This is a genomic window from Streptomyces sp. NPDC050418, assembly GCF_044458745.1.
Lineage (GTDB): Bacteria > Actinomycetota > Actinomycetes > Streptomycetales > Streptomycetaceae > Streptomyces.
In genome coordinates this window covers 394,997-412,742 of sequence record NZ_JBITIG010000002.1, presented here as the reverse complement: position 1 = coordinate 412,742, position 17,746 = coordinate 394,997, and the positions used below count along the sequence as shown (strand labels likewise).

At 72.1% G+C, this 17,746-nt stretch carries 12 protein-coding genes; 9 read left to right on the top strand and 3 right to left on the bottom strand.

Annotated elements, in window-relative coordinates:
* Positions 1–62 precede the first annotated feature (62 nt).
* The 6 genes from ACIBI4_RS06105 to ACIBI4_RS06080 all read left to right on the top strand — a co-directional run bounded on the left by ACIBI4_RS06105 (position 63) and on the right by ACIBI4_RS06080 (position 8,360).
* Entirely contained in the window at positions 63–1,427 is a 1,365-nt protein-coding gene (locus tag ACIBI4_RS06105; protein ID WP_399202403.1) for a M20/M25/M40 family metallo-hydrolase, read from the top strand.
* A complete protein-coding gene (locus ACIBI4_RS06100) occupies positions 1,424–2,947 on the top strand; it encodes a YfcC family protein (RefSeq protein ID WP_399202402.1) in 1,524 nt (507 codons plus the stop codon). Before ACIBI4_RS06105 ends, ACIBI4_RS06100 begins: the two co-directional genes overlap by 4 nt.
* 70 nt (positions 2,948–3,017) lie before the next feature.
* A complete protein-coding gene (locus ACIBI4_RS06095; protein ID WP_399202401.1) occupies positions 3,018–3,488 on the top strand; it encodes a hypothetical protein in 471 nt (156 codons plus the stop codon).
* Positions 3,489–3,533: 45 nt separating this feature from the next.
* On the top strand, positions 3,534–4,415 hold the full coding sequence (locus ACIBI4_RS06090) for an oxygenase MpaB family protein (RefSeq protein WP_399202400.1): 882 nt from the start codon (positions 3,534–3,536) through the stop codon (positions 4,413–4,415).
* A gap of 35 nt (positions 4,416–4,450) precedes the next feature.
* Complete coding sequence (locus ACIBI4_RS06085) at positions 4,451–6,691, top strand: tetratricopeptide repeat protein (RefSeq protein ID WP_399202657.1); 2,241 nt, start codon at positions 4,451–4,453, stop codon at positions 6,689–6,691.
* 91 nt (positions 6,692–6,782) lie between these two features.
* Positions 6,783–8,360, top strand: coding sequence for a phytoene desaturase family protein (locus ACIBI4_RS06080; protein WP_399202399.1), 1,578 nt, complete (start codon positions 6,783–6,785; stop codon positions 8,358–8,360).
* Positions 8,361–8,381: 21 nt separating this feature from the next.
* Here ACIBI4_RS06080 and ACIBI4_RS06075 read toward each other — a convergent pair whose 3' ends face one another.
* The gene (locus ACIBI4_RS06075) at positions 8,382–11,357 is read right to left on the bottom strand and encodes an AAA family ATPase (protein ID WP_399202398.1); all 2,976 of its coding nucleotides are present in this window, start codon (positions 11,355–11,357) and stop codon (positions 8,382–8,384) included.
* Between the two features lie 47 nt (positions 11,358–11,404).
* A complete protein-coding gene (locus tag ACIBI4_RS06070) occupies positions 11,405–11,932 on the bottom strand; it encodes a VOC family protein (protein WP_399202397.1) in 528 nt (175 codons plus the stop codon).
* Positions 11,933–12,100: 168 nt separating this feature from the next.
* Here ACIBI4_RS06070 and ACIBI4_RS06065 point away from each other — a divergent pair, with 168 nt between their 5' ends.
* A complete protein-coding gene (locus tag ACIBI4_RS06065) occupies positions 12,101–12,952 on the top strand; it encodes a hypothetical protein (RefSeq protein WP_399202396.1) in 852 nt (283 codons plus the stop codon).
* A gap of 45 nt (positions 12,953–12,997) precedes the next feature.
* Here ACIBI4_RS06065 and ACIBI4_RS06060 read toward each other — a convergent pair whose 3' ends face one another.
* The gene (locus ACIBI4_RS06060; RefSeq protein ID WP_399202395.1) at positions 12,998–14,791 is read right to left on the bottom strand and encodes a serine hydrolase; all 1,794 of its coding nucleotides are present in this window, start codon (positions 14,789–14,791) and stop codon (positions 12,998–13,000) included.
* A 195-nt stretch (positions 14,792–14,986) separates the two neighbouring features.
* Here ACIBI4_RS06060 and ACIBI4_RS06055 point away from each other — a divergent pair, with 195 nt between their 5' ends.
* Both ACIBI4_RS06055 and ACIBI4_RS06050 read left to right on the top strand, forming a co-directional pair.
* Positions 14,987–16,090: a nitronate monooxygenase gene (locus tag ACIBI4_RS06055; protein ID WP_399202394.1), complete on the top strand. Its 1,104-nt coding sequence runs from the start codon at positions 14,987–14,989 to the stop codon at positions 16,088–16,090.
* Between the two features lie 25 nt (positions 16,091–16,115).
* Entirely contained in the window at positions 16,116–17,666 is a 1,551-nt protein-coding gene (locus tag ACIBI4_RS06050; RefSeq protein ID WP_399202393.1) for an acyl-CoA synthetase, read from the top strand.
* Positions 17,667–17,746: the final 80 nt, after the last annotated feature.

The window sequence follows — 17,746 nt, the reverse complement described above, 5'->3', positions numbered from 1 at the left end:
CGTGTCGCCCCGGCAGGAAGCCTGGCCTGACGTGGTGACCGACCGGCCGGCAGGGGCAGTCCATGGCAAGCGAGCAGTTCGAGAGCACCGTCGACCAGCTGATGGACGGGCTCACGGCCGACCTTGAACGGCTGGCCGCGATCCCGTCCATCGCGTTCCCCGGCTTCCCGCCCGAGCCGCTGGAGGAGGCGCACGCCCTGCTCGTACGCCTGCTGCGCGAGGCGGGCGTCGAGAAGGTCGAACGCCTCGACCTGCCCGACACCGCCCCGGCCGTCTACGCCGAGATCCCGCCGCCCGACCCGGGCGCGCCCACCGTGCTCCTGTACGGGCACTACGACGTGCAGCCCGCCGGGGACGAAACCCTCTGGAAGTCGCCGCCGTTCGAGCCCACCTCGATCGAAGGCGGGCTGCGGGCGCGCGGGATCGCGGACGACAAGTCGAATGTCATCGCGCATCTGGGGATGCTCCGGGTCTTCGGCGGCCGGCCGCCCGTCGGCATCAAGATGATCATCGAGGGGCAGGAGGAGTACGGCAGCCCCTTCGACGACTATCCGCCCACCGACCCCGGGCGCTTCGCGTGCGACGCGATGGTCATCGCCGACCTCGGCAATCTGCGTCCGGGCACGCCCACCCTGACCACCGGACTGCGGGGCGCCGCCGAGGTCATGGTCGAGGTCCGCACCCTCGCCGAGCCGCGCCACAGCGGGGAGTTCGGCGGCGCGGCGCCCGACGCGCTCCTCGTCCTCCTGAAGGCCCTCGCCACCCTGCACGACGAGCACGGGGACGTCGCCGTCGACGGGCTGCGGCGCGAGGAGTGGAACGGGACCGGATACACCGAGGACGAGTTCCGCTCGCTCGCCGGCGTCGAGGACGGGCTGCCGCTCATCGGCACCGGAGGGCTCGGCGAGCGGCTCTGGTCCGGGCCCGCGATCACCGTCATCGGCCTGGACGCACCGGCCGTCGAAGGCGCGGCCTCCGCCGTCGTCCCGTACGCACGCGCCAAGCTCAATCTGCGCTTCCACCCGCAACAGGACCCGAAGGAAGCCCGCGACCTCCTCGTCGAGCACCTGCGCGCCCAGCGCCCGTTCGGCATCGGACTGACCGTCACACCCGGCGACACGGGACCCGGTTACGAGGCGGCCACCGGCGGGCCCGCGTACGAAGCGGCGCGCAGCGCGCTGAAGCGGGCCTGGGGCAAGGACGCCGACTACGTCGCGACCGGCGGCTCCATCCCGCTCGTGAACGGCCTCGCCAAGGCCGCGCCCGGGGCCGAGGTGCTGCTCTTCGGCGCGCAGGACGGCATGTGCAATCTGCACGCGCCCAACGAGCGGGTCCTCTTCTCCGAACTGCGCAACACCGTCGTCGCGATGGCCGCGTTCGTGACCGAGTACGCCGAGGACTTCCGCCGGCGCGGGGGCCGTTCGTGAGCGTCACCCAGACCGAGGCGCCCGAACAGGAGCCGCAGAAGAAGAAGTTCACGTTCCCGAGCGCGCTCACCGTGCTCGCGATCGTCACCCTCGCGGTCTGGCTGCTCGCGTTCCTCGTGCCGTCCGGAGAGTACGACCGCGACGAGAACGGCTCCCCGGTCGAAGGCACGTACAAGCGCGTGCCGTCCGGGCAGAGCTTCGTCGACCGGCTCAACGACCTGTTCCTGTCGCCGGTCAACGGCCTGTACGGCGTGCAGGACACCAAGACCGGGCAGGTCGGCCCGGACATGGAAGGCGCGCTGTACGGCAGCGCGGGCGTCTTCCTGTTCGTGCTCGCGATCGGCGCGTTCATCACCGTCGTCTTCGCGACCGGCGCCCTCGACCGCGGCATCTCCCGGCTCGCACACCGCCTGCGCGACCGCGGCTGGCTCCTGATCGCCGGTGTGATGGCGGTGTTCTCGGTCCTCGGCACGGTCGAGGGCTTCGCCGAGGAGACACTCGGCTTCTACGGTCTGCTCGTCCCGATGATGCTGGCGCTCGGCTATGACCGGATGGTCGCCGTCGGTACCGCCATCCTCGGCGCGGGCGTCGGCGTGATGTGCTCGACCGTCAACCCGTTCGCGACCGGTGTGGCCTCCTCCGCGGCGGGGATCTCGCTCGGTGACGGGATCGTGCTGCGGTTCGTGATGTGGCTGGTCCTGACCGCGGTGACCATCGCGTACGTGGTGCGGTACGCGACGCGGGTCCGCAAGAACCCCGAGCGTTCCATCGGCGGCTTCCAGCCCGGCGACCGCGACAAGGCCTCCGCGCAGGCCGAGGAGGTGCCCGAGCTCACCCGGCTGCACAAGGCGGTCCTGGTGATGCTCGTCCTCGTCTTCGCGTTCATGATCTTCTCGGTGGTGCCGTGGTCGAGCGCCCTCACCGGCAAGGCCGACGCGACCCCGTACGGCTGGGAACTCGGCTGGTCCTTCCCGCAGCTGGCGGCGCTCTTCCTGGTCGCCGCCGTGCTGGTGGGCGTGGTGGCGCGGATGAGCGAGCCGAAGCTCAGCTCCACGATCATCCAGGGCGCGGCCGACTTCATCTCACCCGCGCTGGTCATCATGCTGGCCCGCGGCGTCACCGTGATCATGAACAACACGAAGATCACGGACACCGTGCTGCACTCCATCGAAGGCGTCGTGAAGGGCACCTCGTCCGCGCTCTTCGCGATCATCGTCTTCCTGGTGAACCTGCCGCTGGCCTTCCTGATCCCGTCCACCTCGGGCCATGCCACCCTCGCCATGCCGATCCTCGCGCCGCTCGCCGACTTCGCGGGCGTCTCGCGCGCCGTCGTCGTCACCGCGTGGGCGGCCGCGAGCGGCTGGATGAACCTGTGGGTGCCGACGACCGCCGTGACGATCGGCGGTGTGGCGCTGGCGAAGGTCGGCTACGACAAGTACCTGCGGTTCGTCTGGCCGCTCCTCGTGATCCTGTTCGTGCTGATCTGCGGTTTCCTGGCGCTGGGCGCGGCCGTGACGTGACTCCTGGAGCTGTGGGAAGCCGATCCGCACGGGAGCCGAACGAAAGCCGTGCGGCCGGCGTCCAAGGGGCATGAAGAAGCACGCGCGCCTCGCTGTCCTGCTGCTGCCGGCGGCCCTGCTGTTCACCGCCTGTGAGGACGGTGGCGACAGCCGGTCGGGCTCGGCCCTGAGCGCGGAACGGGTCAGGTCGGCCCCGACCACGTTTCCGGCGGGCGACGAGACACTTCCGCCCCGAGAACCTGCCGAGGACGGCAACCCCGTCCGCGGCCCGAAGAGGCCGCGGCCCGACACCTGGTACCCCCATGACTTCTTCGCGCACTGCGGCCTCACGTCCACCGAGTTCGCGGGCAGGACCTGGATCCTGCAGACCGTGCACACGGACCTGACATCACCCGTCCCGTACGAGGCCGCCACCGGGCGCAGCAGCAACTACGTCCACGGCTACATCCAGTTGGCCGGCAAGGACCTCGCGGTCTTCGTCTCCGCCGGCCTGCCGCCGCTGGATCTCGTGCCCGGTACATCGAAGCTCGCCTGTGACTGACCCGACGCCGCCGTCTGCGCCTAACCTGTAAGCGGAGGTGGGAGCATGCGGCAGGCGGATCCCGGGCTCTTCGGACCTGATTCGGTGACCTGGCAGATGCACGGCGACCCCATGATGTGGGTGGCCGGAGTGCGCGCCCTGTACCTGCAGGCGCTGCACCCGCGTGCGGTGCGCGGCGTCATGCAGAACTCCGACTTCCGCAAGGACGCCTGGGGGAGGCTGCTGCGGACCGCGAACTTCGTCGGCACCCTCAGTTACGGCACCACCGAGGCCGCCGAGAAGGCCGGTGCGCGCGTGCGCAAGATCCACCGGATGCTCAAGGCCACCGACCCCGCGACCGGCGAAGTGTACGGGGTCGACGAGCCCGAACTGCTGCTCTGGGTGCACTGCGCGGAGATCGACTCCTATGTCGACGTCGTCCGCAGATCCGGCTTCCCGCTCGATGACGCGCTCGTCGACCGCTATATAGACGAGCACCGCGTCGACGCACGCCTCCTCGGCCTCGATCCGGCCCAAGTCCCGTCCAATCAAGCCGAGTTGACCGCATACTTCGAACGGGTGCTCCCCGAGCTGAAGGCCGGACCCGAGGTCCGCGATGTGGACGACTTCCTTCAGCGGCCGCCCACGCATCCGCTCCTCGTCCCGCTGCGGGCCCTCGTCTGGCGGCGCGTGGCGAACCTGGCGTATGCCGCATTGCCGCCGTATGCGCAGGAGTTGTACGGCCGGCGGGGTCCTTCGGTGAAGAGTGCGGACCGCCGGCTGCGGAGCGCGGGCGTCCTCCTGCGGTGCATTCCGTCCCGCGTACGCTGGCAACTACCGCCCAAGCACATTCTGCGTGCCATGGACCGACTGGGCCCGGGCAGCCGCCCGGCCCCGTACAAACTCCGCAGGCGCGCCGCCATACTGGACGGGCCGGGGAGGGCGTAGCGAGACGACGGGGGCGACAGCACGACATGCCAGAGCTGGGGGAGACCAGGCTGATCCAGGGCCGCTACCGGCTGCTCGATCTGATCGGGCGCGGCGGCATGGGCGAGGTGTGGCGGGCGCGCGACGAGTCGCTCGGGCGGCGCGTCGCCGTGAAGTGCCTCAAGCCCATGGGCCCGCAGCACGACGCGTCGTTCACGCGCGTGCTGCGCGAGCGGTTCCGGCGCGAGGCGCGGGTCGCGGCCGCGCTGCAGCACCGCGGCGTCACCGTCGTCCATGACTTCGGCGAGCACGAAGGCGTGCTCTATCTGGTGATGGAGCTGCTCGAAGGCCGCAACCTCAGCCAGCTCCTGGAGGACAACAAGCAGCACCCGCTGCCCGTCCCCGACATCGTCGAGATCACCGAACAGGTCGCGCACGCCCTCGCGTACACCCATGACCAGGGCATCGTGCACCGTGACCTGAAGCCGGCGAACATCATGCGGCTCGGCGACGGCACCGTGAAGATCTGCGACTTCGGCATCGCACGGCTCGGCGCGGACATCGGTTTCACCTCGCGTCTGACCGGCACCGGCATCGCGATGGGCACCCCGCACTACATGTCGCCCGAACAGATCGGCGGCCAGCAGGTCGACCACCGCAGCGACCTGTACTCGCTGGGCTGCGTCCTGTACGAGATCGCCACCGGCGCCCCGCCCTTCGACCTCGACGACGCCTGGGCCGTGCTCGTCGGCCACCGCGACACCGAGCCCGAGCCGCCGCGCACCCACCGCGCCGAACTGCCGGAGTTCTTCGAGCGGATCGTGCTCGACCTGCTCGCCAAGAGCCCCGACGGACGGCCCGAGGACGCCCGCGAACTGGCCCGGCGGGTGACCGAAGGACGCGGCGTCCCCGCGATCCCGGCCATCCCCACCCAGCCGCGGCCCAGCGCCCGCCGCCCCGAGCAGCCGCCGACGAAGGAGCCGCGGCTGCCCTCCTGGACCCGCGGCATGACCACCGGCCACAAGGCCGGTGGCGCCGCGCTGCGCACCACGCCGCCCGACGCCTCCGCCGGTCTGACCGGCGAGTGGGTGCCGCGCGGCGACACCCGCCGCGAGGCGGCTCTGCCCGAGCCCGAGCGGCCCACGCCCTCGCCCGAGCTGCTCGCCGTGCTCGCCGGACGCCACAACGCCGGCCTCAGCCTCGGGCGGCTCGGGCGCTGGGAGGAGGCCGGCGAGGTGCACCGCGCCGTCGCCGCCGAACGCGAGCACGCCCTCGGGCCCGACCACCCCGACACCCTCGCCAGCCGGTACGAGGTGGGCTTCACGCTCAGCCGCACCGGCCGCGCGGCCGACGCGCTGCGCGAGTACACCCGGGTCGCCGAGGGCCGCGAGCGGGCGCTCGGCGCCGACGACGCCGAGACGCTGGCCGCACGCCAGGAAGTCGCCTATGTCCTCGGCCAGTTGGGGCGGCACTTCGAGGCTCACCAGGTCTATCTCGCCGTCCTCGGCTCACGCGAACGCAATCCGCGGCTCGGGCCCGACCACCCGGACACCCTGCGCTGCCGCCACAACCTGGCGTTCAACCTCTCCAGACTCGGCCGCCTCGAGGACTCCTTCCGGATGGCCCGCGATGTGGCCACCGCGCGCGCCCGCGTGCTCGGCCCGGAGCATCCCGACACGCTCGTCACGCGGTACGAAGTGGCGTACGCGCTCGGTCAGCTGGGCCGCTGGGGCGAGGCGCTGCAGACGTACCGCGAGGTCGCCGAGGTGCGCAGGACCGCGCTCGGCGCCGACCACCCCGACACGCTCGCCGCGCGCTACGAGGTCGGCATCAGCCTCGGCCGGCTCGGGCGCAGCGCCGAGGCGCTCACCCTCTACCGCGATCTCGTCGAGGACCGCCGCCGCGTGCACGGGGCCGACCACCCCGAGACGCTGCGCGCCCGGCACGGGCTCGGGGTGAACCTGGGCCGGATGGGCCGCTGGGAGGAAGCGCTCGACGAGTCGCGCGACGTGTGCGCGATCCGCGAGCGCGTCCTCGGGCCCGAGCACCCCGACACCCTGGTCAGCCGCCGCGAGGTCGCCGTCGGCCTGGGCTGGCTGGGCCGCTGGGGCGACGCGCTCGTGGAGTACCGCCGGGTCGCGGCCGCACGCGAACGGGTCCTCGGCGCCGACCACCCCGACGCCCTGGCCAGCCGTAACGACGAGGCGCACTGCCTGGAGCAGCTGGGCCGCTCCGCCGAGGCCGTGGAGCTGTACCGGCGGGTTGCGGCGCTGCGCCAGCAGCGCGGCACGCGCTGACACCGGGCGCCGGACCTCGGCCCGGCGCCGGAGGGCGGCCACGCCGGCCCCAGCCCTGGCGGGCGGCGATCATCCCGTGTTACGAAGAGCCATGGACGCAACGCCCGCCCCCGGAGAGCCGCCCGCCCGCCGCGCCTATGACGCCGTGATCGTCGGCGGCGGGCACAACGGACTCGTCGCAGCCGCCTATCTGGCCCGCGCCGGACAGTCGGTGCTGGTCGTGGAGCGCCTGGAGCACACGGGCGGCGCCGCCGTCTCCACGTATGCCTTCGAGGGCGTGGACGCGCGGCTCTCGCGCTACTCGTACCTGGTCAGCCTGCTGCCGCGGAAGATCGTCCGCGATCTCGGCCTGGACTTCGCCGTCCGTGGCCGCGATGTCTCCTCGTACACGCCCGTCCGGCGCGGTGGCGAAGACACCGGGCTCCTGGTCGGGGGCGGTCGGACGCGCACCCGTGAGGCGTTCGCGCGGTTCACCGGCGGGGAGCGGGAGTTCGAGGCCTGGGAGCGGTTCTACGGGATGACCGGCGAGGTCGCCCGGCGCGTGTTCCCCACGCTCACCGAACCGCTGCCGACCCGGGAGGCACTGCGGGCGCGCGTCGAGGACGAGGACGCCTGGCGGATGCTGTTCGAGGAGCCCGTGGGAGCGGCGGTCGAGGAGTACTTCCAGGACGACGTCGTCCGCGGTGTCGTCCTCACCGACGCGCTGATCGGGACGTTCGCCGACGCGCACGACGCGTCGCTGCGGCAGAACCGCTGCTTCCTGTACCACGTGATCGGCGGCGGCACGGGGGCGTGGGACGTGCCCGTGGGCGGCATGGGCGCGCTCACCGACGCGCTCGCGCGGGCCGCCCGGGACGCGGGCGCCGTCTTCGCGACAGGCTGTGAGGCGACCCGGATCGCCACGGACGGCAAGCACGCGGAGATCACCTGCAGCGGTACGGACACGGAGTTCACGGTCGCCGCCGCGCACGTCCTCGTGGGCGCCTCGCCGCAGGCGCTGGCCGCACTGCTCGGCGAGGAGCCGCCGGCGCCCGCCGAAGGCGCCCAGCTGAAGGTCAACATGCTGCTCAAGCGGCTGCCGCGGCTGCGGGACAAGGACGTCGACCCGCGCGAGGCCTTCGCCGGGACCTTCCATGTCGCCGAGGGATACGAGCAGTTGGCGACCGCGTACGCCGAAGCCGCCTCGGGCGCCCTGCCGTCCGCACCGCCCTCCGAGATCTACTGCCACTCCCTGACCGACCCCAGCATCCTCGGCGACCATCTCGTCGACCTCGGCTACCAGACGCTCACCCTGTTCGGACTGCACACCCCGGCCCGGCTGTTCACGGCCGACAACGACGCGGCACGCGAAGAGCTTCTCAAGGCGACCATCGCCCAGCTGGACTCGTATCTCGACGAGCCGATCGCCGACGTCCTGGCGCTGGACGCGCAGGGGCGGCCGTGCATCGAGGCGAAGACCCCGCTCGACCTGGAACGCGACCTGCGCCTGCCCGGCGGCAACATCTTCCACCGCGACCTCGCCTTCCCGTATGACCAGGACGGCGCGGGCCGTTGGGGCGTGGAGACCGCGCACGCGAATGTGTTCCTGTGCGGCGCGGGTGCGGTGCGGGGCGGCGGGGTGAGCGGGATTCCCGGGCACAACGCGGCGATGGCGGTGCTCGGGGAGTGAGTTTCCGAAGGTCCCCTCGGGCTACGACGCCGTCGTCTCCTCGATCAGGCCCTGGCGGTAGGCGATTCCCACCGCCTCGGTGCGGCTGGCCGCGCCCAGCTTGGCGAGGATGTTGGAGACGTGGACGCTGGCCGTCTTGCCGCTGATGAAGAGCTCCTCGCCGATGCGGCGGTTGGTCATGCCCTGGGCGAGCAGGAGCAGGACGTCGCGCTCGCGCGCGGTGAGCACGGACTCCTCGGGCGCGGCCTTGGCCTCAAGGCGGCCCCGGCGGATCAGCGCGTCGACGTCGTCGAGCAGCGGCAGCGCACCGAGCGCGGCGGCCGTCTCGCGTGCGGCGAGCGCGTGGGCGCTCGCCTCCTCGCGGCGGTCGGCGCTCAGGAGCGCCTCGGCGAGCCGCCGCTCGCAGCGGGCCCGCTCGTACACGTCCCCGTACTCGGCGAAGGCGTCGACGGCCTTGGTCCAGGCGTCCACCTCCGCGCGCCCGGCCGCCCGGCTCTCCTCGGCCTCGGCGCGGGCGAGCCAGGCCCGGCCCTCCGGACCGAACCAGCTGTCGTTGTCCAGATTCGCGGCCTCCCGTGCCAGGTCGGCGAGCTCGCGCGCCGTGTCCGTCCAGCGACGGGCACCCGAGTCGTCACCGGCCAGGCGCAGTTCGCCCGCGGCGTCGGCGACCGCGGCCAGGGCGAGCGCGGAGAGGCGGATCCCGACGTGGGGGCGGCCACGGTCCGTGTCCAGGGTGAGCCGGTCGACCGTGGCGTGGAGGTGAGTGACGGCCGCTTCCGGGTCGTGCTCCATGGCCGCGCTGTCGGTCAGTACGACACCCGCGACGATCCAGGCCATGGAGTCGTAGGGCTGGTCCACGAGCAGCCGGGCGCCTTCCTGCGCGCCCTCTTCGCCCCGGCCCAGCGCCACGTACAGCCCGGGGCCCGTGACGAACGCGCCCGCGGCGGGCATCCGGTCGGCGTCCGCGCGCGCCGTCTCGACGCACTCGTCCCAGCGGCCCAGCGTGTACAGGACCAGGGACTGCAGATAGCGCAGCATCAACGGGTAGTGCGCGGTGAGCAGTCCGACCCGGCGGGCCCTGTCGAGCCCGTCCGTCAGCCAGCTGAGGCACTCGTCCAGGGCGCCCGCCTCGAAGCTGCCGATGGCGAGGTTGAACAGGGCGCGCAGCTCGATCGAGTCGTTCTCCGCGCGACGGGCCAGGTCGCGGGCCTGTCGCAGCCGTTCCCGGCCTTCCGGGGTGCGGCGCTTGAAGTCCCCGAGGCCCACCAGGGAGATGGTCAGGTCGGCCTGCGCGTCGCTCATGCCGAGCGCCTCCGCCTTGGCGAGCGCCTCCTCGCCCACGCTGCGTGCGGTGTCCACGTCGCCCGTGTAGTGGGAGGTCATGACGTGCGTGGCGGCGGCCCAGACCCAGGTGGTCGTGGGCGGCTCCGGCGGGATCATCGCGAGGGCCTCGCTGCTGTGCGTGAACGCGGCGGCCACGCTGTCGATCCCGATGAGGCGCCCGGCCAGGGTGTAGTGGACGCGCGCGGCCAGCTCGGAGTCGGCGTCGGAGCCCACCCGGGCCAGGGCGGCGCGCGTGAGGGTCACGGCGCGATGGTTCTCGCCCGCGTGCGCGGCGGCCGCGGACGCGCGCAGCGTGAGCGTGATCTCGGTGAGCCCCGGGGTGTCGGGACGGTCTCCCGCGGCCACGGCCTGCCACAGGTCGAGGGCGGCTTCGAGGTGGCGGAGCTCCTCCGCCGGCGCGCCCACGCGGTGCGCGTGGTCGGCCGCCTCCAGTGAGGCCTCCAGCGCGCCGGGCAGATCATGGCTCTCGCGGGCGTGGTGGGCGCGTGCCGCGGGGCGGCTTCGGGTGGCGGGCAACTGCGCGAACACACGGTGCAGCCGGACCCGTTCACCGGGCAGCAGATCGGTGTAGACCGTCTCCTGGATCAGCGCGTGCCGGAAGCTGTACGTGTCACGCTCGCCCGAGGTCTCGCCCGCGATACCGCCCGCGACCAGGAGCTGGCGTCCCATCGCCTCCCGCAGGGCCGACTCCAGCTCGTCCGTGGGGAGTTCGACCACCGCGCGCAGCACCTCGTGCCCCACACTGCGGCCCGCCACCGAGGCGGCGCGCAGCACCTCCTGTGCCGTGCCGGACAGCTGCTCGAAGCGGACGAGGAGCACATCGGCGAGACCGCTGGGCACATCCACCGCACCCGAGCCGTTCACATCGTCCGCGGTGGCGGCGAGCAACTCCTCGGCGTAGAAGGCGTTTCCCTCCGCGCGCTCGACGATGCGGCGGACCGTGGCGTCCTCCAGCGGACCCGTCCGCAGCGTCCGTACGAGCTGTTCCACATCGCTGTCGGCGAGCGGCCTGAGTTCGAGCCGCTCGACGGCGGGCAGCCGGACGAGCTCGGCGAGGACCGGGCGCAGCGGGTGACGACGGTGCAGGTCGTCCGTGCGGTACGAGGCGATGACCGCCATCCGCTGGGAGGCACCGCCCGTGCGCTGGAGCGCGGCGCGGCTGAGCAGGAAGCGCAGCAGGTCGCGCGTGGACTGGTCGGCCCAGTGCAGGTCCTCGAGCACGAGCAGCAGGGGCGCTTCGGCGGCCAGGTCGGCGAACAGGCCCGCGATGTCCTCGAAAAGGCGCAGCCGCCCGTCGGCCTCGCGCCCGGACTCGCCCGCGGGACCGCCGCCGACGAGCCGCCCGGCGAGCGGGTGGTCGGCGACGGTGGCCGCGAAGCGCTCGTCGGCGGCGAGCCGGCCCAGGATCTCGGTGAACGGCAGATAGGGCAGACCGACGTCGCCGAGGTCGACGCAGCGCCCCGTGACCACGGTCATCCCGTCAGCGGTCGCCCGCGCGGCGGTCTCGTCGAGCAACCGGGTCTTGCCCACGCCGGCGTCGCCCGCGACGAGGACGGCGCGGGCCTCGCCTTCACGGGCGCGGCCGAGCAGACCGGTGAGACGGGCGAGTTCGTCCTGACGGCCGACGAGCGGAGAGGCGAGGGGCTGGGGCACGGCCCCATCGTGCCATGGGCCGCCGACAGCCGGGCCGCCGCCGACGATCAGCTGTCGCCGGCCGGCACCGGAGCGCTGGCGATCCCGATGGCGCGTCCGCTGAGCGCGGCGTCCAAGGTCGACTGGGCCATGCGCATCGACTCCGCGTACGGCTCCTCGGACATCCGTCGCCACGACGTCTGCGGGTCCACTTCCTCGACCCGGCTGACCACCCACCAGATGTTCCCGAAGGGATCGCGCACGCGGCCGCCGCGGTCGCCCCACGCACTGTCGGAGACCGCGGTGATCACCTCGGCGCCCTGCTCGACGGCCCTCGTCATCGCGGCGTCCGCGTCCGGCACGTAGATCCGCAGCAGGGACGGCATCACCGGCCAGTCCGCACGCCGGTCGAAGGCGAGCACGACGGTGTCGCCGACGCGGATCTCCCCGTGCCCGATGCTGCCGTCCTCGACGGCGACGCGTGCGATCTCCTCGCCGTCGAACGCGGCGGTGATGAAGTCGAGCAGCGCTCCCGTGTCGTCCGTGACGACCCACGGTGCGACGGAGGTGTAGCCCTCGGGTGCGGTGTGCTGCATGGCTCGTTCCCTTTCCTCGGACGGATCGCCCGCGGGTGCGGCGACGTCTTCGACTCTAGGGACCAAGTAGGACAGTTTCTGTCCTTGTTGTAACGGGTGGGGCGCAGGAGGTTGTGGGGTGCCCGGAGACGTATGCGAAGGTGGCGGTCGCACGGGAGGGAGCACGGTATGAGCAGCGGGCAGATCCGCACCATGCTGAACACGATGGCGTACGGGCAGCCGGTCGAGGTGACCAACTACTGGGGGTCGGTGAAGAAGCTCGCGCGGCTCGCCGCCCTCGCGGAGCGCTTCGGCTACCAGTACGCGGACGTCGTCTTCACCATGCAGGGCCTGAAGATGCTGCTGATCCCGGACCCCGATCCGCAGGCGCAGCAGCGGGCCCAGCAGGCCTGGGCCCAGCATCCGCCCGCCCCCAACGGCCCGTTGCCGCAGCTGCCCGCCGAAGTGCCGCAACTGCTGCGCACGCGCATCCGTTTCGACATGTACGCCGCGCAGAACGAGAAGCGGCGCCTGGCCGCCGTCCCCGTCGCGGTGGTCGTCGTCGGCCTGCAGATGGTGCGCGTGCGGGACATGGCGGTGTTCTGGGGTGTCCTGATGGGCATCGCGCTGCTCGTGGCCGGCGGCAGTTATCTGCTGCGGCGCAAGTGGCGGCGCGAGATCGGCGAGCAACTGCAGGGCATGGGGTACGTGCCGCTCACGGAGTCCAACGGACGGCTGCGGCTGGTCCCGCCCGGGAGCCCGTTCGCACCGCAGGCTGCCCAGGCTTACGGCCAGGCGCAGCCCCAGCCGTACGGACAGCAGCCGCATCCGTACGGACAGCAGCCTCAGCCTTACGGTCAGCCGCAGCCCTACGGACAGCCGCAGCCCCAGCCCTACGGCCAGCAGCAGTCGCCCCAGCCGTACGGCCAGCAGCAACCGCCGCAGCCGTACGGCCAGCACGCACCGCCCGCGTACCCGCAGCAGCCGTACGCGCCCCCGCAGCAGCAGCCCTACCAGCAGCCCTACCAGCCCCCGCAGTAACGGCGGCTGCCACTGCCGCGGCAGGAACCACCCGCCGTCCCGCGCTCAGTCGCGCGACACCGTCCAGCCCACCGTCTCGATCCGGTCGGCGTCCTTGGCGCGGGCGGAGTCGAACAGCCGCCGCGGGCCGGCCTGGACGCGGAGTTCGTCGACGTACGCGCCGCGCCCGACGTACAGCTGGTCGGTGGCGTAACGCCAGCGCAGTCGTACGGATGGGCCGCGCAGCGCCGAGAGGTCGGCCGTCGCCCGGTGCCACTTGCGGTGCGACCAGCCCGACACCCGGCCGTCGGGATGGTCGCCCGCGACCGGTCCCTCGGTGGTGAAGGGGAGTGCCGTCCAGGTCGTGCCGTCGTCGGTGGACGCTTCGAGGTGGAGGAAGTCCGAGCCGGGCTCGGTGTCCCACCACAGCGCGCAGCGCAGCCGCGCGTCCGCGGGCACGTCGAGCGCGGGCAGCGTCAGGGTCGCCGAGGTCGAGCCGGCCATCCCGGAGAACCAGGAGCTGCCGCCGCTCGCGGGCCGTACCGGCACCGCCCGCGCCAGCCGGTTCGCGGTGGCGACGCGCGGCGCCGAGCCCGAGCGCCAGCTGCGCACCGGGTGCACGGAGTTGCCGAGCACCACGAGGAACGAGTCCGTGGTGGGGTCGAGGACGAGGGACGTGCCGGTGAAGCCGGTGTGTCCGGCGGTACGCGGTGTGGCCATCGCGCCCATGTACCAGTGCTGGTAGAGCTCGAAGCCGAGGCCGTGCTCGTCGCCGGGGAAGTCCGTGTTGAAGTCCGTGAACATCAGCTCCACGGAATCGGCGCCGAGGATGCGCTCGCGCCCGTACGCACCGCCGTTGAGCAGACAGCGGCCGAGGATCGCCAGGTCCCATGCGCAGGAGAAGACACCCGCGTGGCCCGCGACACCGCCGAAGCTGAAGGCGTTCTCGTCGTGCACCTCGCCCCAGACAAGGCCGCGGTCCAGTCCCGACCAGGGCAGCCGTGCGTCCTCGGTCGCCGCGATCTTCGGCTTCCAGGAGGCGGGCGGGTTGAAGCGGGTGCGGCGCATGCCGAGCGGCGCGGTGATCTCCTCGCGCAGGAGGACGTCGAGCGTGCGGCCGGTGATCTTCTCCAGGACCAGCTGGAGCGAGATGAGGTTGAGGTCCGAGTACAGGTACTTGGTCCCCGGCGCGTTGAGCAGCGTCTCCGCCCACAGGCGCTGGAGCTTGGCCTCGTACGTCGGCTCCTTGAACAGCGGGATCCAGGAGCGGAAGCCCGACGTGTGGGTGAGGAGCTGGCGTACGGTGACGTCCTGCTTGCCGCCGCCCGCGAAGTCCGGCAGATACGAGGCGACTTCGGCCTCCAGTTCCAGCGCGCCGCGCTCGATCTGCTGTACCGCGAGGATCGACGTGAAGAGCTTGGAGACGGACGCGAGGTCGTAGACGGTGTCCTCGGCGGCCGGGATCTGCTGGTCCGCGGGGAACTCGACGGCCGTGTCGGTCTTCTCGTCGTACGCGGAGTAGCGCACCGCCATGCCGATCGGCTCGTGCAGTGCGACCGTCGAGCCACGTCCCGCGAGCAGGACCGCGCCCGCGAACCACGGGTACTTGGGGGACGGGCCGAGGTAGTTCTCGGCGTCGACGACCAGTTGGCGCAGTTCGCCGGGGAGCAGCCCGGCCTGTTCCGCCGAGCCGCGGCGCAGGGTGCGTCCCCCTCCTGTTCCGGCGGCCGCCGCGGGGCCCGCCGGGAACGGGACGAGGGCGACCGCGCCGCCGAGTGCCATCAGGCCCGCCCCGAAGCGGCGCCGGGTCAGGGCCGCTGGTCCGGGAGCCTCGCCGTGGTCGGGGTGCGCCTCGGTCATGCCGTAACTCCTCCGCGTATCGAAACTGAAAGATACTTTCGCGATCTCGACAGCCGAGTGAAACCTTCTTTCGCGGGCGTGCCCCTGTCAAGAGTCCGCGCTCCGAGGCGCCTGGAGTGTCGGCGCGGGCAAAGAATCTGACACCCAGTCAGAAAATCTCTTCCCTCGCCCGCGCGGCTGCGGCATCCTGCCCGCATGCAGACGGAGCTGAGCAAGAAACTCGGAGTCGAGCACGCCGTCTTCGGCTTCACGCCGTTCCCCGCCGTGGCCGCAGCGATCACCCGGGCCGGCGGTTTCGGCGTGCTCGGCGCGGTCCGCTACACGGCGCCCGACGACCTCAAACGCGATCTCGACTGGATGGAGGCGCACACCGACTCGAAGCCGTACGGGCTGGATGTCGTGATGCCCGCGAAGAAGGTCGAAGGCGTCACCGAGGCCGATGTCGAGGCCATGATCCCCGAGTCCCACCGGGAGTTCGTGCGCGAGACCCTCGCCAAGTACGGCGTCCCCGAACTCGCCGAGGGCGAGGCCTCGGGCTGGCGGATCACCGGCTGGATGGAACAGGTCGCCCGCAACCAGCTGGACGTCGCCTTCGACTACCCCATCAAACTCCTGGCCAACGCGCTCGGTTCGCCGCCCGCCGACGTGATCGAGCGGGCGCACGCGAAGGGTGTGCTCGTCGCCGCGCTCGCGGGCAGCGCACGCCACGCGCTCAAGCACAAGGAAGCCGGGATCGACATCGTGGTCGCGCAGGGCTATGAGGCCGGCGGCCACACCGGCGAGATCGCGTCCATGGTGCTCACCCCGGAGGCCGTCGAGGCGGTCGCGCCCCTGCCCGTCCTCTCCGCGGGCGGCATCGGCAGCGGTGAACAGGTCGCCGCCGCCCTGGCCCTGGGCGCGCAGGGCGTGTGGACCGGGTCGATCTGGCTGACGGCCGCCGAGGCCGACATGCACTCGCGCGCCGTCACCGAGAAGCTGCTCGCCGCCGGGTCCTCGGACACCGTGCGCTCGCGCGCCCTGACCGGCAAGCCCGCCCGCCAGCTGCGCACCGAGTGGACCGACGCCTGGGACGACCCGGACGGGCCCGGCACCCTGCCGATGCCGCTGCAGGGGCTGCTCGTCGCCGAGGCGCTGACCCGGATCCAGAAGTACGAGGTGGAGCCGCTGCTCGGCACACCGGTGGGCCAGATCGTGGGCCGGATGAACTCCGAGCGCGCGGTCCAGGAGATCTTCGACGACCTCACCCGCGGCTTCGAGCGCGCCATCGACCGCCTCAACCGCATCGCGGGCCGGGCCTGACCCGCCGCTGAAGGAGCGTATCGACATGTCCCAAGCACCCAACGGCTTCTGGGCGCAGGCGGCGGCCGACCCCGACCGCAGGATCCTCGTCGCGCCCGACGGCGAGGAGTGGAGCGCCGGGCGGCTGCACGCCGCCGTCAACCGGCTCGTGCACGGGCTGCGGGCCGCGGGCCTGGAGCGCGGTGACGCCTTCGCCGTCGTGCTGCCCAACGGCGTGGAGTTCTTCACCGCGTATCTCGCCGCGTCCCAGGCCGGGTTCTACCTCGTGCCCGTCAACCACCACCTCGTCGGGCCCGAGATCGCCTGGATCGTCGCCGACTCCGGCGCCAAGGTCCTGATCGCCCACGAGCGCTTCGCGGAGGCCGCGGTCAACGCCGCCGACGAGGCGAAGCTCCCGGCCGGGCAGCGGTACGCCGTCGGCTCCGTCGCGGGCTTCAGGCCGTACGACGAACTCCTGGACGGACAGCCCGAGTCGGCGCCAGAGGACCGCACCCAGGGCTGGGTGATGAACTACACCTCCGGCACGACCGGGCGCCCGCGCGGCATCCGGCGGCCCCTGTCCGGGAAGCTGCCCGAGGAGACATATCTCGGCGGGTTCCTCGGCATCTTCGGGGTCAAGCCCTTCGACGACAACGTGCATCTGGTGTGCTCGCCGCTCTACCACACGGCCGTGCTGCAGTTCGCGGGTGCGTCGCTGCACATCGGGCATCCGCTGGTCCTCATGGACAAGTGGACGCCCGAGGAGATGCTGCGGCTCATCGACACCTACAAGTGCACGCACACGCACATGGTGCCGACCCAGTTCCACCGGCTCCTCGCACTGCCCGACCAGGTGAAATCCTCGTACGACGTCTCATCCATGCGGCACGCGATCCACGGCGCCGCGCCCTGCCCCGACCATGTGAAGCGCGCCATGATCGAGTGGTGGGGGACCTGTGTCGAGGAGTACTACGCGGCCAGCGAGGGCGGAGGTGCGTTCGCGACCGCAGAGGACTGGCTGAAGAAGCCGGGCACGGTCGGCAAGGCCTGGCCGATCAGCGAGCTGGCCATCTTCGACGACGACGGCAACCGGCTGCCGCCCGGCGAACTCGGCACGGTCTACATGCAGATGAAGACCGGCGGCTTCGCGTATCACAAGGACGAGGAGAAGACGAAGAAGAACCGCATCGGCGACTTCTTCACCGTCGGCGACCTCGGGATGCTCGACGAGGACGGCTATCTCTTCCTGCGCGACCGCAAGATCGACATGATCATCTCGGGCGGCGTCAACATCTACCCGGCCGAGATCGAGTCCGCGCTCCTCACCCACCCCGCCGTCGGGGACGCCGCGGCCTTCGGGATCCCGCACGCCGACTGGGGCGAGGAGGTCAAGGCCGTGATCGAGCCCGCCGAGGGCTACACGGCGGGGGAGGCCCTGGCGACGGAGATCCTCGCGCACTGCGAGCGGCAGCTCGCCGGGTACAAGCGGCCCAAGAGCGTCGACTTCATCGAGACGATGCCCCGCGATCCCAACGGCAAGCTCTACAAGCGGCGGCTGCGGGAGCCGTACTGGGAGGGTCACGAGCGGCCCATGTGAGGCGGCGGGCGCCTTCCCGGGGCGACGGGCTCCGGGGATGCGCTGTGCCGGCTCCGGGAAAGCGCCCCGAGGACGGAGCT

Coding starts and splice junctions, on each gene's coding strand:
- ACIBI4_RS06050 (WP_399202393.1), top strand. CDS start 16,116: ATGTCCCAAGCACCCAACGGCTTCTGGGCGCAGGCGGCGGCCGACCCC.
- ACIBI4_RS06080 (WP_399202399.1), top strand. CDS start 6,783: ATGGACGCAACGCCCGCCCCCGGAGAGCCGCCCGCCCGCCGCGCCTAT.
- ACIBI4_RS06070 (WP_399202397.1), bottom strand. CDS start 11,932: ATGCAGCACACCGCACCCGAGGGCTACACCTCCGTCGCACCGTGGGTC.
- ACIBI4_RS06060 (WP_399202395.1), bottom strand. CDS start 14,791: ATGACCGAGGCGCACCCCGACCACGGCGAGGCTCCCGGACCAGCGGCC.
- ACIBI4_RS06065 (WP_399202396.1), top strand. CDS start 12,101: ATGAGCAGCGGGCAGATCCGCACCATGCTGAACACGATGGCGTACGGG.
- ACIBI4_RS06090 (WP_399202400.1), top strand. CDS start 3,534: ATGCGGCAGGCGGATCCCGGGCTCTTCGGACCTGATTCGGTGACCTGG.
- ACIBI4_RS06055 (WP_399202394.1), top strand. CDS start 14,987: ATGCAGACGGAGCTGAGCAAGAAACTCGGAGTCGAGCACGCCGTCTTC.
- ACIBI4_RS06095 (WP_399202401.1), top strand. CDS start 3,018: ATGAAGAAGCACGCGCGCCTCGCTGTCCTGCTGCTGCCGGCGGCCCTG.
- ACIBI4_RS06105 (WP_399202403.1), top strand. CDS start 63: ATGGCAAGCGAGCAGTTCGAGAGCACCGTCGACCAGCTGATGGACGGG.